The sequence below is a fragment of the Caulobacter sp. CCH9-E1 genome (assembly GCF_001556515.1).
Lineage (GTDB): Bacteria > Pseudomonadota > Alphaproteobacteria > Caulobacterales > Caulobacteraceae > Caulobacter.
In genome coordinates, this window is the sequence record NZ_LSJA01000276.1 from 1 (window position 1) to 22,557 (window position 22,557).

General features: G+C 68.9%; 19 protein-coding genes. 14 read left to right on the top strand and 5 right to left on the bottom strand.

Features of this window, described 5'->3' with window-relative positions:
* From AX690_RS15410 to AX690_RS15430, 5 genes are all read left to right on the top strand, one after another.
* The coding region (locus tag AX690_RS15410) for an iron-containing redox enzyme family protein (RefSeq protein ID WP_231732217.1) at window positions 1-972 on the top strand (972 nt) is incomplete at its 5' end.
* A 9-nt stretch (window positions 973-981) separates the two neighbouring features.
* Window positions 982-1,194, top strand: a complete 213-nt coding sequence (locus AX690_RS15415; protein ID WP_066684512.1) for a hypothetical protein — start codon at window positions 982-984, stop codon at window positions 1,192-1,194.
* On the top strand, window positions 1,191-3,923 hold the full coding sequence (gene cphA / locus AX690_RS15420; protein WP_197426879.1) for a cyanophycin synthetase: 2,733 nt from the start codon (window positions 1,191-1,193) through the stop codon (window positions 3,921-3,923). Before AX690_RS15415 ends, cphA begins: the two co-directional genes overlap by 4 nt.
* On the top strand, window positions 3,916-4,797 hold the full coding sequence (locus AX690_RS15425; RefSeq protein ID WP_066684518.1) for an isoaspartyl peptidase/L-asparaginase family protein: 882 nt from the start codon (window positions 3,916-3,918) through the stop codon (window positions 4,795-4,797). Before cphA ends, AX690_RS15425 begins: the two co-directional genes overlap by 8 nt.
* Window positions 4,794-5,621 (top strand): cyanophycinase, encoded by an 828-nt coding sequence (locus AX690_RS15430; protein WP_066684520.1) that lies wholly within the window; start codon window positions 4,794-4,796, stop codon window positions 5,619-5,621. The genes AX690_RS15425 and AX690_RS15430 overlap by 4 nt, the downstream gene beginning before the upstream one ends.
* A gap of 10 nt (window positions 5,622-5,631) precedes the next feature.
* Here AX690_RS15430 and AX690_RS15435 read toward each other — a convergent pair whose 3' ends face one another.
* The gene (locus tag AX690_RS15435; RefSeq protein WP_066684522.1) at window positions 5,632-6,366 is read right to left on the bottom strand and encodes a Crp/Fnr family transcriptional regulator; all 735 of its coding nucleotides are present in this window, start codon (window positions 6,364-6,366) and stop codon (window positions 5,632-5,634) included.
* A 217-nt stretch (window positions 6,367-6,583) separates the two neighbouring features.
* Here AX690_RS15435 and AX690_RS15440 point away from each other — a divergent pair, with 217 nt between their 5' ends.
* The 6 genes from AX690_RS15440 to AX690_RS15465 all read left to right on the top strand — a co-directional run bounded on the left by AX690_RS15440 (window position 6,584) and on the right by AX690_RS15465 (window position 11,260).
* Window positions 6,584-7,324: a Crp/Fnr family transcriptional regulator gene (locus AX690_RS15440; protein ID WP_066684525.1), complete on the top strand. Its 741-nt coding sequence runs from the start codon at window positions 6,584-6,586 to the stop codon at window positions 7,322-7,324.
* A gap of 167 nt (window positions 7,325-7,491) precedes the next feature.
* Entirely contained in the window at window positions 7,492-7,731 is a 240-nt protein-coding gene (locus tag AX690_RS15445; protein ID WP_066684535.1) for a hypothetical protein, read from the top strand.
* Window positions 7,732-7,836: 105 nt separating this feature from the next.
* Window positions 7,837-9,201 (top strand): NAD(P)/FAD-dependent oxidoreductase, encoded by a 1,365-nt coding sequence (locus AX690_RS15450; RefSeq protein ID WP_066684537.1) that lies wholly within the window; start codon window positions 7,837-7,839, stop codon window positions 9,199-9,201.
* A 2-nt stretch (window positions 9,202-9,203) separates the two neighbouring features.
* Window positions 9,204-9,980 (top strand): DUF1365 domain-containing protein, encoded by a 777-nt coding sequence (locus AX690_RS15455; protein ID WP_066684539.1) that lies wholly within the window; start codon window positions 9,204-9,206, stop codon window positions 9,978-9,980.
* 30 nt (window positions 9,981-10,010) lie between these two features.
* Window positions 10,011-10,625: a sigma-70 family RNA polymerase sigma factor gene (locus tag AX690_RS15460; protein WP_066684545.1), complete on the top strand. Its 615-nt coding sequence runs from the start codon at window positions 10,011-10,013 to the stop codon at window positions 10,623-10,625.
* Window positions 10,622-11,260: a ChrR family anti-sigma-E factor gene (locus tag AX690_RS15465; protein ID WP_066684547.1), complete on the top strand. Its 639-nt coding sequence runs from the start codon at window positions 10,622-10,624 to the stop codon at window positions 11,258-11,260. The genes AX690_RS15460 and AX690_RS15465 overlap by 4 nt, the downstream gene beginning before the upstream one ends.
* Window positions 11,261-11,272: 12 nt before the next feature.
* Here the strand turns inward: AX690_RS15465 and AX690_RS15470 are convergent, their stop codons facing one another.
* Window positions 11,273-12,043 carry a DeoR/GlpR family DNA-binding transcription regulator gene (locus AX690_RS15470; protein WP_066684550.1) on the bottom strand — a complete coding sequence of 257 codons (771 nt, stop codon included), beginning with the start codon at window positions 12,041-12,043 and terminating at the stop codon, window positions 11,273-11,275.
* Between the two features lie 173 nt (window positions 12,044-12,216).
* Here AX690_RS15470 and AX690_RS15475 point away from each other — a divergent pair, with 173 nt between their 5' ends.
* From AX690_RS15475 to AX690_RS15485, 3 genes are all read left to right on the top strand, one after another.
* A complete protein-coding gene (locus AX690_RS15475; protein ID WP_082769689.1) occupies window positions 12,217-13,743 on the top strand; it encodes a glycerol-3-phosphate dehydrogenase in 1,527 nt (508 codons plus the stop codon).
* Window positions 13,744-13,809: 66 nt separating this feature from the next.
* The gene (locus tag AX690_RS15480; protein WP_066684554.1) at window positions 13,810-16,155 is read left to right on the top strand and encodes a TonB-dependent receptor; all 2,346 of its coding nucleotides are present in this window, start codon (window positions 13,810-13,812) and stop codon (window positions 16,153-16,155) included.
* An 87-nt stretch (window positions 16,156-16,242) separates the two neighbouring features.
* Entirely contained in the window at window positions 16,243-17,175 is a 933-nt protein-coding gene (locus tag AX690_RS15485; protein WP_066684556.1) for an alpha/beta hydrolase, read from the top strand.
* A 125-nt stretch (window positions 17,176-17,300) separates the two neighbouring features.
* On the opposite strand, the gene AX690_RS15490 is transcribed toward AX690_RS15485, so the two are convergent.
* The 3 genes from AX690_RS15490 to AX690_RS15500 form a co-directional block, all read right to left on the bottom strand.
* Window positions 17,301-19,715 carry a TIM-barrel domain-containing protein gene (locus AX690_RS15490; RefSeq protein WP_066684559.1) on the bottom strand — a complete coding sequence of 805 codons (2,415 nt, stop codon included), beginning with the start codon at window positions 19,713-19,715 and terminating at the stop codon, window positions 17,301-17,303.
* Window positions 19,716-19,718: 3 nt separating this feature from the next.
* Window positions 19,719-20,966, bottom strand: a complete 1,248-nt coding sequence (locus AX690_RS15495; protein WP_066684562.1) for an MFS transporter — start codon at window positions 20,964-20,966, stop codon at window positions 19,719-19,721.
* Between the two features lie 200 nt (window positions 20,967-21,166).
* Entirely contained in the window at window positions 21,167-22,414 is a 1,248-nt protein-coding gene (locus tag AX690_RS15500) for a histidine-type phosphatase (protein ID WP_082769690.1), read from the bottom strand.
* Window positions 22,415-22,557: the final 143 nt, after the last annotated feature.

The window sequence follows — 22,557 nt, forward strand, 5'->3', positions numbered from 1 at the left end:
CCCGCCCGCCCCTCCCAGTCCACGCTCGGAGCAGTACGCATGTTTGGTGGCGATCGCCTTTCGCGCCTGGGTCACTTCAGCCCGCAGTTCCCCGACGCCGAAGCCCTGCACAAGGGTCTGGCGCACTGGAACCACGCGCGCCTCGCGCCGACCGCGCCCGTCGATGACTGGCGTGAGGAGCTCGACCGTGAGCGCCTGATGAAACGCCTGGAGGGCGAATTCATCGAAGCTTTCCGCGCCCATGTCGCCTCGCTGGTCGCCAAGGTCCCGGAGGATCCGGAGGGCTTCGTCGCCTGGTTCGAGGCGCTGAAGGACCACGGCCCCGGCCAATGGGACCCGCTGTTCGACTGGCTCGAGGGCGAGGCGTCGCTGGAGGACATCAAGTGGTTCCTGACCCAGGAGGCCGCCGGCGAAGCGGGTTTCGACGATCTCGTCGCCATGACCCAGGTCAAGATCCCCGACCGCGCCAAGCTGGAGCTGGCCCGCAACTACTGGGACGAGATGGGCCGCGGCAACGCCCGCGGCATGCACGGCCCGATGCTGGAGCGCACCACCGCCACGCTGGGCCTGACGCCGACCATCGACACCACCCTGTGGCAGTCCCTGTGCCTGGCCAACACCATGACCGCCCTGGCCACGACGCGCCGCTATGTCTGGCACTCGATCGGCGCGCTCGGCGTCGTCGAGCTGACGGCGCCCACTCGGGTGTCGTGCGTGGACGCCGGCCTCAAGCGCGTCGGCGTCTCGCCGGAGGCTCGCAAGTACTTCGCCCTGCACGCCCAGATCGACATCGAGCACTCCAAGGCCTGGAACGCCGAGGCTCTGATCCCGCTGGTGGCCGAGGACCCGTCGCGCGCCCGCTTCATCGCTGAAGGGGCGGTCATGCGCCTGATCTGCGGCGAGCAGTGCTTCGACACTTACCGCGCGCACCTGTGGGCCCACACCCATCCGCTCGTCTACGCCGCCGAGTGAGGACGCGTCATGGGTGAGGACAAGCTGCTCCGGTTTGCGATCGCTCCGACAATCGGCGGTGCGTGGCTCTGGCGAACGATCGAGCGCGACGGACGCATCCGGGGCCAGGGCGTCGCGCCCAGCAGGAAACTGGCGGCCGCCTTGGTCGTCCAAGACATCATCGCGGCGCGACTGGCCCAGCCGGAGCACCTCGCCGCCCCTCTTCCCGCAAAGGCGGCATGATGCGCGTCACAGAGACCGCTGTTTACAAGGGTCCCCACCTCTACGCCTCGCGGCCGATGGTCCGCATCCAGCTGGACCTGGAGCAGTTGGAGCACTGGCCGACCAATCGGATCAACGGCTTTACCGACCGACTGCTGGCCGCCCTGCCCGGCCTCGAGGATCACGGCTGCTCCTACCAGACCCACGGCGGCCTGGTCCTGCGGATGCGGGAGGGTACTTGGCTGGGCCACGTGATCGAGCATGTCGCCCTGGAGCTACAAAAGCTGGCCGGGACGCCGGTGACGCGGGGCAAGACACGGTCCGTCAAAGGACGGCCGGGCGTCTACAACATCCTCTACGCCTACGACGGCGCAGGGCTTGGCCGCGCCGCCGGCCGCGCGGCGGTCGAGTTGGTTCATAGCCTGCTGCCGCGCGAGCTGCAGGGCGTTGAGGGCCTGGAGCGCATCGCCGAGCCGCTGCTCGATCTCGCGCCGCCGCTATTCGACCTGCCCCGCACCCTGGAGCGCTTGGGCGCCATCGCTCGCCGCGAGGCTCTCGGTCCGACCACCCGCTCCCTCGTTCAGGAGGCGCGTCGCCGCGGCATTCCCGTCCAGCGGCTGGACGAGCACAGCCTGATCCAGCTAGGCTGGGGGGCGCGGCGCAAGCTGATCCGCGCCAGCATCACCGGCCAGACCAGCCACATCGCCGTCGAGACCGCCGGCGACAAGGCCCTAACCAAGGCGCTGCTGTCGGAGGTGGGCCTGCCGGTCCCGCGCGGCGCGGTCGTACGGACGGTGGAGGACGCGCTCACGCACGCAAGCCGGATCAACGGCCCCCTGGTGCTAAAGCCGCTCGACGGCAACCACGGCCGGGGCGTCAGCCTCGACCTGCGCACGCGCGAACAGGTCCGCTGGGGTTTCGAACAGGCCATCCAGCACGGCCGACGCGTGATCGTCGAAGAGCAGTTCGTCGGCCGCGACTACCGAATCCTGGTGGTCGGCGGTCAGGTCGCGGCCGTGGCCGAGAGGGTGCCGGCCCGCGTCGTCGGCAACGGCGAGAGCACCGTCCGAGAGCTGATCGACGCCGTGAACCGCGATCCGCGTCGCGGGATCGGCCACGAGAAGGTCATGACCCGCATCGCCATCGACGACCAGACGCGCGACATGCTGGCCCGCGCGGGTCTGACCCTGGAAGATGTCCCGCTTCCCGGCGCGGTCGTCGTCCTGCGGGCCACGGCCAACCTCTCGACCGGCGGCTCGGCGATCGACCGCACGGACGTGATCCATCCCGACAACGCCAGCATCGCCCGACGCGCGGCCTTGACGGTAGGCCTGGACGTCGCCGGCATCGACTTCATCGCGCCGGACATCACCCGCTCGGTTCGCGAGACCGGCGGCGGCGTCGTCGAAGTCAACGCCGCGCCCGGCTTCCGCATGCACCTGGAGCCCTCGGAAGGCGCGTCGCGCGACGTCGCCAGGGCCGTCGTCGCCGACCTGTTTCCGCCCGGGACCCGCAGCCGCATCCCGATCGTCGCCGTCACCGGCACCAACGGCAAGACCACCGTGGTCCGGATGGTGGCCCGCATCGCGCGCGAGATGGGCAAGACCGTCGGCCTGACCAACACCAGCGGCGTCTATATCAACGACGAGCAGATCCTGGCCGCCGACGCCAGCGGCCCCAAGAGCGCCCGCATGGTGCTGCGCGACCCGACGGTCGATGTCGCCGTGCTGGAAACCGCCCGCGGCGGCATGCTGCGCGAAGGTCTCGCCTTCGACCGCTGCGACATTGGCGTCGTGCTGAACGTCACCGCCGATCACCTCGGGCTGAAAGGCGTCGACACGCTGGAGGACCTGGCGGCCGTGAAATCGATCGTCGCCGAGTCCGTCTCACGGCGCGGCGTCGCGGTGCTGAACGGCGACGATCCCCTGACCCTGCGCATGGCCCGCCACGCCGGCGGCCGCGTCGCCTATTTCACCCTGAACGGCGGGCCCGAGATGAGCCCCTTCCTTCAGAAGCACGTGGCGCAGGGCGGCCTGCTGGCCGCGCGGGAGCCGTCGATCCATGACGGCGAGCTGGCGCTCTACGATGGGGGCCAGCGCTGGTCGGTGGTCGAGGCGGACGAGATCCCCGCGACCCTGCGCGGCCTCGCCGGCTTCAACATCGCCAACGCCCTGGCGGCGATCGCGGCGGGGCACGGCCTGGGGGCGAGCCCGGAGGTCATGGCGCGGGCCCTGCGGGCCTTCACCTCGTCGCACGCCGAGAACCCCGGACGCTTCAATGTGCATGACGCGCACGGCTTCCGCGTCATCGTCGACTACGCCCACAATCCCGGCGCCATGCGAGCGATCGGCGAACTGATCGGCCGCCTGCGCTCGGACGTCGGCCGCGTGATCGGCGTGGTCAGCATTCCGGGCGACCGCCGCGACGAGGACATCCTGGAGATGGGCGCTTTGTCGGCCGAGATGTTCGACGAGCTCATCTTCCGCGAACGCCCCGATGGTCGCGGCCGCCCGGCCGGTTCGGTCGTGTCGCTGCTGACCGACGGCGCCCTCGGCGCCGGCTTCCCAAGCGATCGGGTGCACCGGATCCTAAGCGAAGCCCGCGCCGTGGAGACGGGACTGCGCATGGCCCGGCCCGGCGATCTGGTCATGGTCTTCCCGACCTCGGTGGACGCCGTCTGGAAGCAGGTGGTGGACTTCAAGCCCGCCGCCCCCGCGTCGGTCGAACCGGGAAAGGACGCCTATGTCTGAGGGTCGCTGGGCGATCATCGTCCACGGCGGGGCGAAGGACATTCCTCCCGAGCGCTGGCAGATCCACCGAGACGGCTGCCTCGTCGCCCTCGCGGCCGGCCAAGCGATCCTGGAGGCCGGCGGCTCGGCGCTGGACGCCGTCGAGGCGTCCGTGCGCGCGCTGGAGGACGATCCGACCTTCAACGCGGGCTACGGCTCGGTCCTGAACGCCAAGGGCGAGGTCGAGTGCGACGCGGCGATCATGGACGGGCGCACCCTGGACGTCGGCGGGGTGGCGGCCGTCAAGACGCTGCGCCATCCGATCTCGGTGGCCACGGCCATGCTGCCGGAGCGCCCAGTCCTGCTGGTCGGAGACGGCGCGGAGTGCTTTGCCCGCGAGATCGACGCCGAGCTCTGCGATCCGCGCGACCTGATCGTCGATCATCCGGAAGCCGACGATCCCGGCTGCGACACCGTCGGCTGCGTGGCGCTCGATATCCACGGCGACATCGTCGCCGGCGCCTCGACCGGCGGCTTGAAGGGCGCGCGGGCCGGACGGGTCGGTGACTCCCCTCTGCCCGGCTGCGGCCTCTACGCCGATAACGCCACCGGCGGCGTCTCGTTGTCCGGCGAGGGCGAAAGTCTCATTCGGGTAACGTTGGCCTCGCGCCTGATGCGGGCGCTCGAGAGCCTGCCGCCAGGCCCCGCGATCGAGACGGCCCTTGCCGCCCTCGCCCGCGTCGGCGGCGAGGCCGGACTGATCGTCATCGACGCCGAAGGGCGCATCGACTGGGGCCACAACAGCGCCCAGTTCGCCGTCGCCCACGCTAGCTCGAACCGCCCGCCGCAGGCTTTCGTCAGCCGCGCCGAAGACACCGCCAAGGACGCCGAATGACCCTCGCCCACGCCAATGCCGAAGGCCCGCTGATCATCATCGGCGGCCACGAGAACAAGGATGGCGACAAGGTGATCCTGAAGGCGGTGGCCGAACGTCTCAAGGGCGGCCGCCTGGTCATCGCCACGGTGGCGTCGCACAATCCGGAAGGCTATTTCGAGACCTATCAGAAGGCGTTCGAGCCGCTGGGGATCAAGGAGCTGGTCGAGCTCTATGTCGAGGATCGCGCCGAGGCGCACGATCCGGAGAAGCTGGGCCTGCTGGACGATGCGGCGGGCGTATTCTTCTCGGGCGGCGACCAGCTGCGGATCAGCAGCCAGATCGGCGACACCCCCATCGAGGCCCGCATCCGCGAGATCTGGCGCGCGGGGGGCGTGCTGGCCGGCACCTCGGCGGGCGCCTCGGTGATGAGCGACACCATGATGGTGCGCGGCGCCAGCAGCGAGAGCCACCGGATCGGCGACCTGCAGATGGCGCCGGGGCTTGGCCTGGTCCGCGACGCGATCATCGACCAGCACTTCGCCGAGCGCGGCCGCATCGGCCGGCTGCTGGGCGCCGTCGCCCAGAGCCCGCGCGTGCTGGGCCTGGGCATAGACGAAGACACCGCCATCATCCTGGAGGGCGACGACTTCGACGTGATCGGCAGCGGCGCGGTCTATGTGGTGGACGCCGAGGGCGTCAGCGCCTCGAATATCGCCGAGGCGCGGGCCGAGCGGGCCTTGTCGATCTTCGACGTCCGCATGCACATCCTGGCGCACGGCGACGGCTTCAACCTCAGGAACCGGCGGCCGCACGGCCACCCGACGCGGCCGGGGCAAACATAGCGGCGCCTTCTCAAACCGCGTCGCTCTGCAGGCGCAGGTAGGTCGGATCGAACAGGGCGAAGTCGGCCAGCCGGTCCCATTCGGGAATGGTCACTTGGACGCCCTTCCACTCGATCAGCCCTTCGCGGCGCAGCTCCATCAGAACCCGGTTCACATGGATGGGCGTCAGGCCCAGCACATCGCCGAGATCGGTCTGGGTCATCGGAATCTTCACCTGTCCATCGCTGGCCAACCCCGCGGCCTCCAGACGCCGGTAGAGCTCGCAGACCAGGTGCGCCAGCCGGCTGACGGCGTCCTGCCGCCCCATGGTCACCAGCCATTGCCGATGGATCGCGCCGTCGATGACCGTCTCCAGCCAGAGCAGGCGGCCCAGGTGCGGATGCTGCTCGGTCAGCCGGCGCAGGTCCGCGTGCTGGGCGTAGGCCACGACGCAGTCCGCCAGAGCCACGACGCCGTGGTCCATCTGCCGCATCAGCATGCTGTGCAGGTCGACGAAGTCGCCGGCGACGTTGATCTCGGTCAGCTGCCGCCCGCCCGCCGCCGTCAGGTTGAAGCGCGCGCAGAAGCCGCTGACGACAAAGGTGCTGTAGCTGGGCCGGTCGCCCGGCGCGATCAGCACGCCGCCCGCCTTGATCGCGCGCTCGGGGCCCAGAAGGCCGCTGAGCACGTCCCGCTCGACGGGGGACAGCGCGTCGCGCCGCGCCAGCTTGGCCGCCAGGAGAGCGATGTTTTGCGAAGAGGACATGGCGGACGCTGCAGCTCCTTCAGAGTTCGATCGGAGCCCGCGACCGATCAAAAGATGGCCGCGGCTAACCTAGGTTAGGGTGGGACTTCGCGGACGCGCCTAAGGCGGAGCGCTCTCGCGGAGATTTTGTATTGCCGAGTTCCACCGCTCCCCGCCTCAACGAACGAAGCCGCCATTTCGTTGTCGCCGCTCCCGCGCCGCGCGCCGGAGCGTCGGCGTGAACCGGCTGCTGATCGCCAGCCTCGACCGGTTCGGCCCGCTGCGCGACGGCGTCCGGGACGATCTGATGACGTGCTCGCAGGAGGCCCGATTTTTCGAACCCGGCCAGGTCATCGTCCCCGCGGGGGCTCGCTCGCGTCTGAGCCTTCTGGCGCGGGGTCTCGCCGTAAAGCAGCAGGTGCTGCCCGACGGCGGTCGACAGATCTTCGGCGTGGCCACGCCGGGGGACCTGATCGACCTTGGCGGTCTTTACGTGGGTCTCGACCATGAAGTCCGCGCCTTGGGCGCCTGTGAGGCGCGGATGACCACCGCGCACGAACTGCGCACGATGTTGCGCGCTCACACCAACCTCCTGGCGGCCTTGTGCCGCGCGGTGCTGACCGAGGCCCAGCAGCAGCGCAACTGGATGGTTGGCCTTGGCCGCCGGACCGCGCTGGCGCGGGCGGCCAATCTGTTCTGCGAGGTCTATTGGCGGCAGACGGCGCTGCGCTTGGCCGGCGACGGCAAGTGCGACTTCCCCGCCGTCCAGGCCGATATAGCCGACGCCCTGGGCCTGTCGGTCGTGCACGTGCATCGCGTGCTCCGCACCCTGCGCGACGACGGCTTGGCGACCCTGCGCAACGGGGTGCTCAAGATCAGCGACTGGGACGCGCTGGCCCGACTTGGCGGCTTTGACCCCGAACGACTGCGTCCACAGCAGGACCCCTCGGACATCGCCTCCAGACCCGCCGGGGCCTGATCCGCGCCCTCGATCAATTGATCGGAAACAAGGTCACAGGAAAGCGCCCTCCGCCCCTGAAAAACGCCCTCGACGCGCATTGCCCACGCGCGCTTGGAACCCGGGCCCGAACGGGTCCTTGATCTGGCGTGTGATGGTCGCCCGGCGACAGTGTGCGTGGTGCGCGGATGAAGACCTACCACTTCGACATCGAGAGCGGCGCGGTCGAGACACGCGAGGTCCTTATCGCGGCCGACGATGCGGCGGCCGTTCGCCAAGCGGTCCTGCTGCTTTCCGAAATTCTGCGCGACCATGCGCTGGTGGCCAAAGGCGACATCGAGGTGCGTATCCGCGTTCGTGACAGGGTTGGCCGACCGATCTGGGCCGGCGCCTCGTCCGTCCACGCCTTGGCCCCGCCGCCGCCGTAGCGGCGACACCTCGAAAAACTTCACCGGAGACACACGTCCGCTCGCCAGGCTCGACCGTAGCTAGGAGCAAGCGCGCGTTTTGCGTCGAACTCCAGGAGACCGTCGATGAGGCCCTTGCACGGAGAGTTTCCGGCGAATCCTGAAGGCGTTCCCCTGCGGATCGCCGTGATCGGCGCCGGGATTTCGGGTCTCTCCAACGCCTGGCTCCTCAGCCAACGCCACGACGTCACCCTGTTCGAGTCCGCCGATCGCCTGGGGGGCCACGCCCACACGGTCGAGGTTTCGACCGCCAAGGGGCCCGTCCCGGTGGACATGGGCTTCATCGTCTACAACGAGTTCAACTATCCGAACCTGACGGCGCTGTTCCGCCATCTGGGCGCGCCCACCAAGCATGCGGACATGTCGCTGGCCATCTCGCTGGACGACGGCGACCTGGAGTATGGCAGCAAGAGCCTAGCCTCGCTGTTCGCCCAGCCCAGCGCGCTGCTGCGGCCGCGCTTCTGGTCGATGCTGCGCGACCTGAACCGGTTCTACCGCACCGCGCCCGGACACCTGGCGACGCTCGACCCGGTCGTGTCGCTGAGCCAGTACCTGCGCGACAACGGCTATGGCGCGGCGCTGAGCCAGGATCACCTGCTGCCGATGGCGGCGGCGATCTGGTCGGCGACGATCGAAGGCGCCGGCGAGCACCCCGCCGCGGCCTTCATCCGCTTCTTCGAGAACCACGACCTGCTGCGGTTCGTCGGCCGGCGCACCTGGCGCACGGTGGACGGCGGCAGCCGCGCCTATGTCGACGCCCTGGGCGCGGCCTTCAAAGGAAAGGTTCGCCTGTCGGCGCGGATCAAGGCCGTGACGCGCTCCGACAATGGCGTGAAGATCGTCGAGGCCGATGGCGGCGAGAGCACCTTCGACCACGTGGTCTTCGCCACCCACGCGCCCACCACCCTCTCGCTGCTGGCCGACGCCGACGCGCGCGAGCAGGCGGTGCTGGGCGCCTTCCGCTATACGACCAACGAAGTCGTGCTGCACCAGGACAAGCGCCTGATGCCGCGCCGGCGTCTGGCCTGGGCCAGCTGGAACCATCTGGGCCGCCGCGACGATCCCGCCAGCGGCTGCGTCAGCTACTGGATGAACCACCTGCAAAGCCTGAAGGGCGCGCCGCCGCTGTTCGTGACGCTGAACCCGCATATCGCGCCGCGCGAGGCGTTGGTCCACCAGGTCCGCAGCTTCGAACATCCGCACTTCGACGCCGGCGCCCTGAGGGCGCAGAACGACCTATGGAGCCTGCAGGGCGTGCGTCGCACCTGGTTCTGCGGCGCCTATTTCGGCGCGGGCTTCCACGAGGACGGCCTGCAGTCGGGCCTCGCCGTGGCCGAGCAGCTGGGCGGCGTCCGTCGCCCCTGGACCGTGGCCGACGAGAACGGCCGTATCCCGCTGCGCGCCCCGCAACGGCTGGAACAGGCCGCCTGATCATGAGCGCCTCGGCGATCTACGAGGGAGTCGTGACGCACCGGCGGTTCTCGCCCGCCTCGCATCGCCTGCGCTACCGCATCTTCATGCTGCTGCTGGATCTGGACGAGCTGACCTCGCTGGCCTCCAGGCTGCGGGTGCTGAAGTTTGGTCCGTTCGGGCTGATGTCGTTCCGCGCCGCCGATCACGGCGACCGCTCGGGCGGCGACCTGAAAGCCTACGCCCGCGCGCGCCTGGCCGAAGCGGGCATCGAAGCCGACGGGCCCGTGCGCCTGCTCTGCATGCCGCGCATCCTGGGCTACGGGTTCAATCCGCTCAGCCTGTACTTCTGCCACCGGGCCGACGGCGAGTTGGCCGCGATCCTCTACGAGGTGCGCAACACCTTCGGCCAGCGCCACAGCTATCTGGCCGCCGCGCCCGAGCCCGGCGTCGCGCCGGTGCGGCAGAGCGCGCCCAAGCGGTTCTTCGTCTCGCCGTTCATGGACATGGACCTGACCTACGACTTCGACATCCTCCCGCCGGGCGAGGCCGTCGTGGTCAATGTCTCGGCCCGTCGCGGCGACGACGCCATCCTGACCGCGCGGTTCGGCGGAGAGCGCCGCGCCCTCACCGACGCCAATCTGCTGAAGGCGTGGCTGAAGCATCCGCTGCTCAGCTTCAAGGTCATCCTGGGCATCCATTGGGAGGCCCTGAAGATTGTCGCGCGCGGCATCTGGCTGCGTCCCCGCCCGCCGCTGCCGCCTGAGCCCGTGACCCTCGGCGCCGCGCCCCAAAGCTAGAGTCATCCAAAAAGAGCCATTCGGCGTATCATGGACATGCATGCGACTCAGGCCGCCCAATCCAGCTCTCGACATCGCGCCGTGACGACCACGTCGCGCGACTTCGACGACTGCGTGCTGCGGATCGCGGCCGATCGCGACCGCGAGGCCTTCGCGACGCTGTTCGACCACTACGCGCCGCGCGTGAAGGCGCTGCTGATGCGCAGCGGATCACCCGCCGCCGCCGCGGAGGAACTGGCGCAGGAGACCCTGCTCAGCGTCTGGCGCAAGGCGCATTTGTTCAACCCGGAACGCGCCTCGTCGGCCGCCTGGATCTTCACCATCGCGCGCAACCTGCGCATCGACAGCCTGCGGCGCGGCGACGCCAGCGTCTACGCCGCCGACCTCGCCCTGGCCGCCGAAGAGCCTGAGCAACCCGACGCAATCCTCAGCGGCGCCCAGGACGCCGAACTGGTCAGGGCCGCCATGCGGACCCTGAACCCAGACCAAGCCCGAGCAATCGAGATGGCCTTCTTCCAAGAGCAAACCCACACCCAGATCTCCCAGGCCCTGGGCGTCCCCCTCGGAACCGTCAAGGCGCGCATCCGCTTCGGCATGATGAAACTGCGCGCATTCATCGAGCGCGACGGCGGAGGCGCCGCATGAGCTTGCGTCGCCAACCCAGCGAGGAACGCCTGCTGGCCTACGCCGCCGGCACCCTCAGCGCGCCCGAGGCCGTGGTCGTCGCCACGCACCTGGCGCTGAAGCCGCAGACCCGTCCGTGGGCGGACCTTGGCCGCGCCGTCGGCGGCGCCCTTCTCGAAGAGGCCGAGCCAGTCTCACTCGACGCCGGCGCGCGCGACGCGGCCTTGGCGCGCCTCGACGAGCCGACGCCGGCGGAGGAGACCGTCCTTCCGAAGTCGGCGGATCCCTCCCTGCCCGAGCCGCTTCGCGGCCTGCCGCTGGGTCCGTGGCGTTGGGCGGGTCCAGGCGTGCATGTGCGCAACGTCATCGGCCCCCGTGACGGCGACTGCCGCGTGATCCTTCTGCGGATCGCGCCGGGCCAATGCGCGCCGCGCCACACGCACGGCGGCGTCGAGCTGACCTGCGTGATCAGCGGCGCCTACGCCACCGAGGACGGCGTCTTCGCCGAAGGCGACCTGGAAGAGGCCGATCCGAACGTGACGCACCAGCCGCGCGTGGTCTCGCCCGAGCCCTGCCTGTGCGTCGCGGCGCTGGACGGCCAGATCGTGCTGCCTGGTCGCCTGGGTCGCTTGCTGGCGCCGTTCGTGAAGCTCTAGGACACGCCGCTTTCAGCGGGGCGACGTCTCGATCACCCGCACGCCCTCGGCCTCGCACTTCGCCGCCAGCTCCGGGCTGTCCAGCCGGTCGGTGACAAAGACGTGGACGTCGCCGATGTGGCCGATCCGCACCGGCGCGGGGCGTCCCAGCTTCTGGCTGTCGGCGACCAGGATCACGCGGCGCGAGCTGTGGATGATGGTCTGCGAGACCTGGACCTCGTTGATGTCGAAGTCGAGCAGCGAGCCGTCCTCGTCCATGGCCGAGGCGCCGATGATCGCAAAATCGACCTTGAAGTTGCGGATGAAGTCCACGGCGAAGGCCCCGACCGAGGCGCGGTCGGCGCTGCGCACACGTCCGCCGACCACGATGACCTCGACGCCGGGCGAGCCGGCCAGGATGTCGACGACGTTCAGGTTGTTGGTGATCACCAGCAGACCCGTGCGCCCCTGAAGCGCCTTGGCCACCTCCTCGGTGGTGGTGCCGATATTGATGAACAGCGAGGCCTTTTCGGGGATCAGGGCGGCGGCCGCCGCGCCGATCGCCTCCTTGGCCTCGCGCGCCAGCACCCGCCGCGCCTCGTACTCGAGGTTATCGACCCCGCCCGCCCCGATCACGGCGCCGCCGTGCACGCGATTGAGCAAGCCCTGGTCACAGAGGTCGTTCAGGTCCTTGCGGATGGTCTGGCGCGAGACCTGGAGTTGGTCGGACAGGGCCTCGACCGTCACCCGCCCGCTTTTCCGGGCGAGGGCGAGAATCGCCTCGTGCCGCTCCTCGATAGCCATCAGCGCACCTCCAACCCCCGCTTAGCGCGTTGGCCTCGTCCTTGACCAGCACGCCTTACGGATCGGTTTCGGATCCACGCGCGTTTTTTCGCCGTGGGTTTCGTTTTTGATTTCGTATTTGCGATTTTTAGGGGAATACGCTAGCGATGCGCAACGCGGAAGGAGCGTCAGGCATGGAGTTCGACCTTCTGGTGGTCGGCGGGGGCGTCAACGGCGCGGGCATAGCCCGGGACGCGGCGGGACGCGGACTATCGGTGCTGCTGGTCGAACAGAACGATCTGGCCAGCGCGACCTCGTCAGCCAGCACCAAGCTGGTGCACGGCGGGCTGCGCTATCTCGAATATTACGAGTTCAAGCTGGTTCGCGAGGCGCTCGAGGAGCGCGAGACGCTGCTGGCCATGGCGCCGCACATCATCTGGCCCCTGCGCTTCGTGCTGCCGCACGCCCACGCCACCCGCCCCGCCTGGCTCGTCCGGCTCGGCCTGTTCCTCTACGATCACCTGGGCGGCCGCAAGCGGCTGCCAGGCTCGCGCGGCCTGAACCTGAAGGGCGCGCCGGAGGGCGCCGCGCTGAAGCCCGACTACGTCAAGGCCTTCGTCTATTCCGACTGCTGGGTCGACGACGCCCGACTGGTGACCCTGAACGCTCTGGACGCCCACGAGCGCGGCGCGACGGTCGAAACCCGCACCAAGCTGGTCTCAGCTCGTCGCGTCGGCGCGATGTGGGAGGCGCGGTTGAAGCCCGTCGACGGTCCCGAGCGCACGGTCCGCGCCCGCGCGATCGTCAACGCCGCCGGCCCGTGGGTTTCGGAGGTCCTGACCGGCGCCTTGAACGTGAAGACCGGCAGCGGCGCGCGCCTGATCAAGGGCAGCCACATCGTCGTGCCGCGCCTGTTCGAGGGCGACCAGGCCTACATGCTGCAGAACCCGGACCGCCGGATCGTGTTCGCCATCCCCTACGAGGACCGGTTCACGCTGATCGGCACGACGGATGTCGCGTGGGACGCGCCGCCAGGGCCGGCCAAGATCTCAACCGAGGAAGTCGATTATCTCTGCGAGAGCATCAACCGCTACTTCTCCCGCCCGATCGCGCCCGGCGACGTGGTCTGGAGCTATGCGGGCGTGCGCCCCCTGTTCGACGACCATGCCGACAGCGCCTCGGCGGTGACCCGCGACTATGTCCTGGAGGTCGATGCGCCGAACGGCGAGGCGCCGGTGCTGTCGGTGTTCGGCGGCAAGATCACCACCTATCGCCACCTGGCGGATCAGGCGATGAGCCGCCTGGCGTCGTTTTTCCCAAAGGCGGGTCCGTCCTGGACGCAAGGCGCCGTCCTACCGGGGGGCGACCTGCCCGATCTCGACCGCGCCGCCCTGGCCCGGGCGCTCCGCGTCGAGTTCCCGTTTCTTTCGGAAGACCTGGCCGCACGCTGGGCGCGATCCTACGGGACGCGGGCCCGTGCGATCGTCGCCGACGCCAGGAGCCTCACCGACCTGGGCGAGGCCTTCGGCGCGGGACTTTATGCCGCAGAGATCGACTATCTGGTCTCGGTAGAGTGGGCCCGTACCGCCGAGGACATCCTCTATCGACGCACCAAGCTGGGCCTGCACCTGCCGCCCGACGGCGCCGCGCGCGCGGAGGCCTACCTCCAGCGCAAGCGTCGCCCCCGAGAACTGTTTGACCACTTCTCAAAATTGGCTTGACCAAACGCATATAACGGTTTATGCCAGTCTACAACAAAATAAAATCAACGACTTAGGGAGGGTGTCATGCGTAAGCTGATCCTGCTTGCGAGCGCGGCGTCGTGCGTCCTGGCCATGCCGGGCCTGGCGATGGCGCAAGACAAGAACGAAACCACGGGCCTGGAAGAAATCGTCGTCACGGCGACCAAGCGTTCGGCCAATCTGCAGAGCGTCCCGGTGGCGGTCACCGCCCTGACGGGCGAGACGATCCAGAACCAGCGCATCAACGAGTTCGCCGACCTGACCCGCGCGGCCGCCTCGCTGACCTTGAGCCAGAGCACCGCCTCGCCGAACAACGCCATCATCCTGCGCGGCATCGGCACCTACGCCTTCTCGATCGGCGTCGAGCCCTCGGTGGCCGTCATCATCGACGACGTGCCGGTCGTCCAGCAGGCCCAGGCCTTCGACAACCTGACCGACGTCGAGCGCATCGAAGTGCTGCGCGGCCCGCAGGGCACGCTGTTCGGCAAGAACGCCAGCGCCGGCGCGATCAATATCGTCACCCAGGAACCGTCGGTCGTCTTCAGCGGCCGCGCCTCGGCCACCGTGACGAGCGACGACGGCTACAAGGCCGACGGCGCGATCTCGGGTCCGATCAGCGACAAGACCGGCTTCCGCCTCGGCGCCTACTACAATCACTGGGACGGCAACGTCGACAACCTGACCAACGGCCATAAGCTGAACGACAACACCTCGTACGGCGTGCGCGGCAAGCTGCGGACCGAGCTGACCGACAAGCTGGTGCTGTCGCTGAACGGCTCCTACGCCAAGTCCAAGTCGGACGGCACGGCCGCCACGCTGCGCTTCATCGATCTGAACTACCTGCCGGCCGGCGCCACAACTCCGGTCATCCCGAAATACAACGGCGTCTCGATCCTGCCCGCCCTGGCCGGCGTCACGCCCGGCGCGGCCAACCGCAAGACCCGCGTTGACAACGACGGCTTCACCGAGAACAAGCAGGCCAGCTTCAGCGGCAAGCTGACCTATGACCTCGGCTTCGCCAACCTGATCTCGGTCACCTCGTACCAGGACTGGAAGTACAACTTCTCGGCCGACGTCGATGGCACGGACCTAGCGGTCAACGGGACCGCGCCGAACGTGACCAGCCCGATCGCGCCGGGCGTCGGCGTCAGCAACTCTGGCCCGTATCACTCGACCTCGTTCACCCAGGAAGTGCGCCTGACATCCAAGGGCGAGGGTCCGCTGTCCTATGTGGTCGGCGCCTTCTACGCCGACGCCAAGACCACCCGCGACTTCCAGCGCGGCCCGGCCCTGATCCTGGCCAAGTGGACCGGCTGGCAGAGCACGCGCAGCGTCGCGGCCTTCGCGGGCGTCGACTACAAGTTCCCGACCAACACCACCGTCAGCGGCGCGGTGCGCATCAACAACGAGCGGATCGAGGACAGCTTCGTCAACCTGCTCTCCAACGCGACGGTCTATGTCTCGCCTACCAGCATCGGCACATGCGGCGCGGGCAGCCAGTTCTGCGCCGGCAGCAACGAGGACACCGTCGCCACCTGGAAGCTGTCGCTGAACCAGGAACTGGCGCCGCGCGTCTCGGTCTATGCCAGCGCGGCCACCGGTTATAAGGGCTTCGCCTACGACATCTCGTCCGGCTACACGCCGCTGCGCACCCAGAACCCGGTGCAGCCCGAGAAGTCGAAGTCCTACGAAGCGGGTCTGAAGAGCCGCTTCCTCGACAACCGCCTGCAGTTGAACATCGCGGCTTTCTACACCGACTACGACAACTTCCAGGCCCAGTCGTCGCAGTACATCAACGGCGCCCTGCAGCAGAAGCTGAACAACGTCGGCAAGCTGCGCACCAAGGGCCTCGAGGTCGAAGCCCAGGCCATGCCGGTCGAGTGGCTGCGCCTGGACGCCTCGGCCGCCTACACCAACGCCAAGGTGATCTCGTTCCCGAACGCCGCCTGCTATCCCGGCCAAGCGCAAACGGGCGTGGGCTGCGCGCCCTCGACCAATCCGCCGGGCCTCGGCAACGTCCAGGACCGCTCGAACACCCAGCTGCCCAACAGCCCGAAGTTCAAGGTCAATCTGGGCGGCACGGTCACGCGCGAGCTGGCCAGCGACCTGACGGGCGTCTTCACGGTCAACTACCAGTACCAGAGCAAGGTCAACTTCGACCTGCTGGGCAACCCGCTGGCCGAGCAGAAGGCCTACGGCGTGCTCAACGCCTCGGCGTCCGTCGCGCGCGGCGACGTCAAGGCCACCCTGTTCGTCAACAATCTGCTGAACGAGCACTTCGTCACCGGCATCGGCGATGGCTTCGGCTCGTACGGCGTCCACTTCGTGACCCAGGTGCTGTCGCGCGACAGCGATCGCTACTTTGGGCTCAAGGTGGAAACCAAGTTCTAGGCCGTCCTCCCCGGACGAACCTCTGCGATGGGGAGCGGGCTTGGCCTGCTCCCCTGTTTTTTGTTCGTGTCGCACCAGGAGACCCGCATGCGCAACGCCCTCTCACGCCGCCTATTTGGCCTTACGGCCGGCGCGTCGGTCTGTCTTGCGGCCCTGGGCGCGCACGCCGCGCCGGGCGACTGGGTCAACGGCGTCTTGCCCATCGCGACGCCGAAGGAGCCGCCGGCCTTCGCCCTCCCCATCGCGACGCCGCTGGCGAACCCGGCGCGCGAGGCCTGGGCCCAGCAGGATCCCAAGCAGCGCCTCGTCTACAACGTCTCAAAGCCGACCCTGACCCTGATGCCAGGCGGCCCCGCAGGCGACAAGGACGCGCCGGCGGTGATCCTGGTTCCTGGCGGCGGCTTCCAGTTCCTGGCGATGGACAACGAGGGCTACGACGTCGCCAAGCGCCTGGCGCCGCTGGGCGTGCGGGTCTTCATCCTGAAGTACCGGACCATCCCCCTCCCCGACAGCTTCGAGGGCTTCAAGGCCGCCCTGGCGGGCACGTTCCAGCGCGGCGAAGGCGCCGAGGCGCGCGATCGGCAGGCGCCTTACGCCGTGGCCGACGCCCAGGCCGCGATCCGCGCTGTCCGCGAACACGCGGGCGAATGGCACGTCGATCCGAAACGCGTCGGCGTGCTCGGCTTCTCGGCCGGGGCGATGACGGTGCTGGGCGCGCTACAGGCCAACGCGCCCGACGCGCGGCCGGATTTCGCCGGCATGATCTATGGCCCGACCCAGTCGAGCGTCGTCCCCGCCAACGCGCCGCCGCTGTTCGCCGCTCTGGCCGCCGACGATCGCTTCTTCCGGTCGCAGGACTTCAGCCTGATCCAGAACTGGCGCGCCTCGGGCGCCTCGGTGGAGCTGCACCTCTACAGCGCCGGCGGCCACGGCTTCGCCTCCCAGCCGCACGGGACGACCAGCGACGCCTGGTTCGACCAGTACGCCCTGTGGCTGAAGGCGATGAAGTTCGCGCCGTAAGGCCACCTACCTAGCCGTGTCATCCCAGGCGGCGAAGCCGACCCAGGACCCAGGGGCCAAGCGCGGTGCGGCCGCCCCTGGGTTCCGGCTCTCCGCTTCGCTGCGGCCGGAATGACACGAAGGTGTTAGACGCTCCAGGTAAGCACGCGGCGCGAGACGCCGAGCACGGTCTCCAGGCGCGGCGTCGCCGCCTCGCCATTCAGTGTGACTGCGCGGGTATCAGCGGCCGGCAGGACAAGCTGAAGCGCTTCAGCCGGAGCCGGCGCCTCGCCCTGCCAAGCCACGGTCATCGCCAGCGACCCGGCGCTCGCCTCCACCGTGACCCGCCAATTTTGCGGCTCCGCCGGGTCGCGCGGCGCGGCGTCGGCTTCGTCGAAGCCGGTCCATGTCATCGCGCCATCGACTGGCGGATAGAGCAGCACGCCAGGCTGCGGCTTGGCGGCGGCGAAGCCCGACGCCGCCAGGTCCGCGAACACGCCCGAGCCCTCCCGCGCCAGCATCGGCGGCAGGCCGCTGAGCGGCGCGGACAAGTCGTGCTCCGCCCCGCCCGCATAGGCCCTGTCGTCGCGCAGATCGCGCCAGGCCGCGCCGGCCGGCAAGTAGGCGCGCACGGTCCGGGCGCCCTGGTCCAGCGCCGGGGCGACCAGCAGGTCCGGGCCCAGCAGGTAGGCGTCGCCGTCCTCCCAGGCGTGAGGATCCTCCGGGAAATCGAGCCACAACGGCCGCGTGACCGGCTCGTAGTCGGCGTGGTGGCGCCACAGCAGGTCATGCAGCAGCGGCTGCAAGGCGCGCCGCAACTTCATCATCTCGACGATGGCGGGGGTGACCTCCGGATACATCCAGGGCTCGTTGACCGTGCCGTCGGTGTTCCAGCTGTGGATCGAGAAGCGCGGCATCACGATCCCCGACTGCACCCAGCGCAGCAGCAGCTCCGGCTCCGGCGCCGGCCCCGCGAACCCGCCGATGTCGTGGCCGATGTTGGAGACGCCCGACAGCGCCATGCCCAGCCCCATCTTCTGATTGAAGCGCAGGGTCTTCCAGGCGGTGTAGTTATCGCCCGACCAGGTCTGGGCGTAGCGCTGCATGCCGGCCATGCCGCTGCGCGTCACCACATAGGGCCGCTCGCCGGGGCGATAGGCGATCTGGGCCGCGCGGCTGGCGCGCATCATCAAGAGGGTCTGCACTGGGCGCTCGGCCGCCGCCGCGCGAGGGCTGCCGAAGCCGGCGATGCGGGCGCGACTGTCCCAGATCTCGTACTCGTTGTTGTCGTTCCAGGTGGAGCGAACGCCGTAGGTCAGCAGCTGCTCCGTCACCTGACCACGCCACCAGGCGGCGGCGTCGGGGTTGGTGAAGTCGACATAGCTGCCGACCTCGTCCCAGAACTGGCAGACGATCGGATCGCCGTCGGCGTCGCGGACGAACCAGCCCTTGGCGGCCAGTTCGGCGTAGCGCGGGTGAGTGACCAGCAGGGCCGGCTTGATGTTCGGGACCAGCTCGACGCCGGCTTCGGCGTAACCGCGCACGAAGCCTTCGACGTCCGGGAACTTGTCGCGGTTCCAGTGGAAGACATAGCGGCGGTCGCCGATCGAGGTATAGCCCGACGACAGGTGGAAGGACTCGCACGGAATGTCGTGACGGCTGACCCCGGCGATGAACTCGCCCATCCGCTCCTGCGCGTTCGGCGCGTCGGTATAGGTCATGGTCGAGCCGGAATAGCCGACCGCCCAGCGCGGCATCAGGGCCGGCCGGCCGGTCAGCCAGGTGTAGCGGCGGGTGACCTCCCGAGCGTCGGGACCGGCGATCATGTAGTAGTCGAGGTCGCCGCTCGCCGCCCGCATGTAGCGGTAATGCGGATGGTAGTTGTCGTGCTCGTGGCCGAAGTCGAACACCGGGTCGGCCGTGGTGTCGTAGAACACGCCGTGCGCGCCGCCCTCGGCGTCGACGACCAGGACGTAGGGGATCGACTTGTACAACGGATCGTCCGCCGAGGCGTCGTAGCCCATGGGATCGAGATTGGTCAGGCGGAAGCGCCGTCCGGCGCGATCCATCGCCCCCGCCCGCTCGCCAAGGCCGTAATAGCGCTCACCCTGGCGGCGCTTGACGTAGTGATAGACCCCTTCGTCCCACCAGCCGAAATTGTAGGCTTGGGTCGGACGGTCCTCGGCGATGACGCGCCAGTCATCGCGCACGGCTTGGGACCAGCGACAGAAGAAGCCCGTCAGCGTGATCTCCAGGCGCAGGCGCGACGTGGCCAGCGTCAGGACATCCCCGCCCTCCTCCAGCGTGAACGCCGGCGCGGCGAAGCCGGATACGTCCAGGCGGTCCCGGCCCGGCTCGGCGATGTCGGTCTGGCCCGGCGCGACGGCCCAGCTGGGCGGCGAGGTCACCGCGCCGTCGGCCAGCAGCAGGACACGGATCACGTCCTCCTCCAGCACGAAGACATGGGCGACCGCGCCGGTGTCGGCGCGCAGGGTGACGCGGGGACCGTCGCGCTGGGCCAGGGCGAAGATCGGCGGCTGGGCCAGGTTGGCTTTGCGCATGGCTCAGGCCTCCTTCACGATGAGATGGCGGCGCATGGCGAACAGCCAGATCGCGCCGATCAGGTCGAAGACGCCCAGGCAGGCGAACAGCGGGGCGAAGCCGATCTTGTCGGCCAGCTGGCCGATCGCCAGCGAGAACAAGAGGCCGCCGGTCCAGCCGGCCATGCCGACCAGACCGTTGGCCTTGGCGATGTCCCCCTTGGGGAAGACGTCCGCCGACAGGGTGTTGATCAGCACCGAGATCACTTGGTGGGCGAAACCGCCGATGGCCAGCAGGGCGATCGCCGCCATCGGGTGGCCGACCAGGCCGACGAAGCCCGGCGCGATCATCAGCACCGCGCCCAGGGCCACGCCGGCGATCCGCGAGCCCTCCAGGGTCATGCCCCGCCACTTCTGCAGGAACGGCGCGAGATAGCCGCCCAGGATGCCGCCCGCGTCGGCGGCCAGGAACGGCATCCAGGCGAACAGGGCGATATGGGTCAGATCCATGCCCCGCTCCTTGGCGAGGTACAGCGGGATCCAGAACGAGAAGGTCTGCCAGGCCGGCTCGGCCAGGAAGCGCGGCACGGCGATGGCCCAGAACCGCGGCGTGGCGGCGATGGCCTTGAGAGTCGTGGCGCTGGCGACCACCGGGCGCTGGCCAGCCTCGATCTCGGCGTGTTCGGCGGGCGAGACGTAAGAAGCCTTGGCTGGCGAGCGGTAGTAGCGGAACCAGACCCCGGCGAAGGCCACGCCGATCAGACCCGTGACAAAGAACGCCGCCTGCCAGCCCCAGTGCTTGGCGACCAGAGCAACGAGGATCGGCGCGATCACCGCGCCCAGCGAGGTGCCGGCGTTGAACCAGCCGACGGCGACCGAGCGCTCGCGATCGGGAAACCACTCGCCGATCGACTTCATGCCGGCGGGGATGGCGGCGGCCTCGGCCATGCCCAGGAGGCCTCGAAACGCCGCCAGCGAGACCCAGCCTTTGGCCGCGCCGTGCAGCATGTTGGCCAGGCTCCACGCGAGGGCGAACAGGGCGAAGCCCGCGGTGAGCCCGATCTTGTCGATCAAGAGGCCCGCGATCGGCTGCATGACGGTATAGGCCAGCTGGAAGGCGCCGACGATGTAGCTGTACTGCTCGGTCGTGATCGCCAGGTCTTGCTTGAGCTGCGGAGCCAGCACGCCCAGCGAATTGCGCGCGATGTAGTTGATGATCGTCCCGACGATCACCAGCAGGAGAATGCGCAGCCGCACCGAGCGCCAAGTCATTGGTCTTCCTACCCGTTTTATTCTTGTTCTATGCGATGGGCCTTTCACGGCTCCGGTCGCTTTTCGCCCCTCCACATCCATGGCCAATGGAGATTGGCCTGTCAATTTCCAAAGAGTGGTAAGACCAATTTTGAGCTAGGCGCGCAGAGACGCGGCGACCTCAGAACAGGCCGCCGGCGTTCGTACATTCCGAGGCGCCGTTAGCGCTTGGGCAGGGCCTTCAGCTTGCCGCCGACGATCTTCTGGAAGGTCTCCAGCGGGCACAGGGTCGGCTCGCCCGCGACACGACAGCCGGGGATCGAGAGGTACGCGTACGACGGCGGATTGCTGGCGGTGAGAGGCTGCAGCTCCCGCAGCTGATCCATGGTCTGGGCCGTATAGAAGGCCCGCACATAGCGCTTGCCGCTCTGGGCCTTCAAAAGCTCGAAGCCCATGGCGCCGCCGGGCGGCGGGTCGTTGCGCGGATAGTCGGCCACGGTGAAGTTCACGCGGAAGAATCCCCGCAGGGCGGCGACGTTGGAGTCGTGGCCGACCAGCATGGTCAGCTTAGGCCCTTGGGCGCCGCTCAGCGCCTCCAGGATCTTCTGGGCGACCGGCGCGGCGTAGCGCTCGGCGACATACGGCGCGCCGATCTCGTAGTGGAACTTCAGCGCGTGGAAGCGCAGCATCGTCTGGATGTCAGCCTTCGAGGCGCGGCCCCAGCCGACCTCGCTCATCGGCTTGCCCTCGACATATTCCAACAGGACCGTCTGGCTGGCGGTCGAGGCGACCGACAGCGCGCCCTCCATCTCGGGGGTGTCGTTCTTGGCGGCTTCCAGGTGGGACGGCCTCTTGGCGATGTCGCAGCCGGCCTTGGTGGCCGGATCGCAGCCCAGCACGCGCTGCAACACGGCGAACTCGGCGGCGCGCAGCCGCGGCTCGGCCGCCAGGCCAGGCTTCTGACGCAAGGCGGCTTGCAGGGCGATGTCGCCATCGATGCCTTCCGACGGATGGAAAATCGCGTCGTTGTCCTCGCTGTCCGGATAGTCGACCTTCACGCCGCAGCCAGGCTGCAGGCCCTCGACGAACATCTCGGCCGTCTTGATCGCCCGCTGCTTGCTGCTGGCCAAGGCGACGACCTCGCCGCCGGCCGCGCACCCGTCGCGCGGCAACAGCCCTCGCGCGCTCAGGAAGGTGCGGTAGTAGACGCCCATCAGCCGAGCCCCCTCGGCGCCGCGCGGCGTCAGCTCGCCATAAGGCGTGTTCCAGGCGCTCCAAGGCTGAGCGGTCGTGCCCGCCGGCGTCGCCACGCGCTTCGTCGGCGGACGGATGCTGTGACGCATCATCATCACCACGCGCTCGAGCTTCAGGCCTTCGGTCGGACCGCCCGCCGCCGCGGCTTGCGCGACGCCCGCGCTCGACAGCGCCATCAGGCCCAAAGCCGCCACGCCCACGTTTCGAAGCCCCATCGTCCGCTCCCCAACCGCCGATATCGAACCCATGCGTCTAGGCGCCATGCGCGACATGATCGTGACAAGAGTCGAGGCGGTCGTCGTCCCCCACTGGGGCCGAGGCTTGGCTGTTGTGGTTCGCTTCCAGCGGAGACAAACAA

Bases quoted from the DNA above. Each gene is read 5' to 3' on its own strand.
- AX690_RS15445 (WP_066684535.1), top strand. From the start codon at position 7,492: ATGAAGACCTACCACTTCGACATCGAGAGCGGCGCGGTCGAGACACGC.
- AX690_RS15460 (WP_066684545.1), top strand. From the start codon at position 10,011: ATGGACATGCATGCGACTCAGGCCGCCCAATCCAGCTCTCGACATCGC.
- AX690_RS15450 (WP_066684537.1), top strand. From the start codon at position 7,837: ATGAGGCCCTTGCACGGAGAGTTTCCGGCGAATCCTGAAGGCGTTCCC.
- AX690_RS15495 (WP_066684562.1), bottom strand. From the start codon at position 20,966: ATGACTTGGCGCTCGGTGCGGCTGCGCATTCTCCTGCTGGTGATCGTC.
- AX690_RS15475 (WP_082769689.1), top strand. From the start codon at position 12,217: ATGGAGTTCGACCTTCTGGTGGTCGGCGGGGGCGTCAACGGCGCGGGC.
- AX690_RS15430 (WP_066684520.1), top strand. From the start codon at position 4,794: ATGACCCTCGCCCACGCCAATGCCGAAGGCCCGCTGATCATCATCGGC.
- AX690_RS15500 (WP_082769690.1), bottom strand. From the start codon at position 22,414: ATGGGGCTTCGAAACGTGGGCGTGGCGGCTTTGGGCCTGATGGCGCTG.
- AX690_RS15415 (WP_066684512.1), top strand. From the start codon at position 982: ATGGGTGAGGACAAGCTGCTCCGGTTTGCGATCGCTCCGACAATCGGC.
- AX690_RS15485 (WP_066684556.1), top strand. From the start codon at position 16,243: ATGCGCAACGCCCTCTCACGCCGCCTATTTGGCCTTACGGCCGGCGCG.
- AX690_RS15425 (WP_066684518.1), top strand. From the start codon at position 3,916: ATGTCTGAGGGTCGCTGGGCGATCATCGTCCACGGCGGGGCGAAGGAC.
- cphA (WP_197426879.1), top strand. From the start codon at position 1,191: ATGATGCGCGTCACAGAGACCGCTGTTTACAAGGGTCCCCACCTCTAC.
- AX690_RS15490 (WP_066684559.1), bottom strand. From the start codon at position 19,715: ATGCGCAAAGCCAACCTGGCCCAGCCGCCGATCTTCGCCCTGGCCCAG.
- AX690_RS15435 (WP_066684522.1), bottom strand. From the start codon at position 6,366: ATGTCCTCTTCGCAAAACATCGCTCTCCTGGCGGCCAAGCTGGCGCGG.
- AX690_RS15455 (WP_066684539.1), top strand. From the start codon at position 9,204: ATGAGCGCCTCGGCGATCTACGAGGGAGTCGTGACGCACCGGCGGTTC.
- AX690_RS15470 (WP_066684550.1), bottom strand. From the start codon at position 12,043: ATGGCTATCGAGGAGCGGCACGAGGCGATTCTCGCCCTCGCCCGGAAA.
- AX690_RS15480 (WP_066684554.1), top strand. From the start codon at position 13,810: ATGCGTAAGCTGATCCTGCTTGCGAGCGCGGCGTCGTGCGTCCTGGCC.
- AX690_RS15465 (WP_066684547.1), top strand. From the start codon at position 10,622: ATGAGCTTGCGTCGCCAACCCAGCGAGGAACGCCTGCTGGCCTACGCC.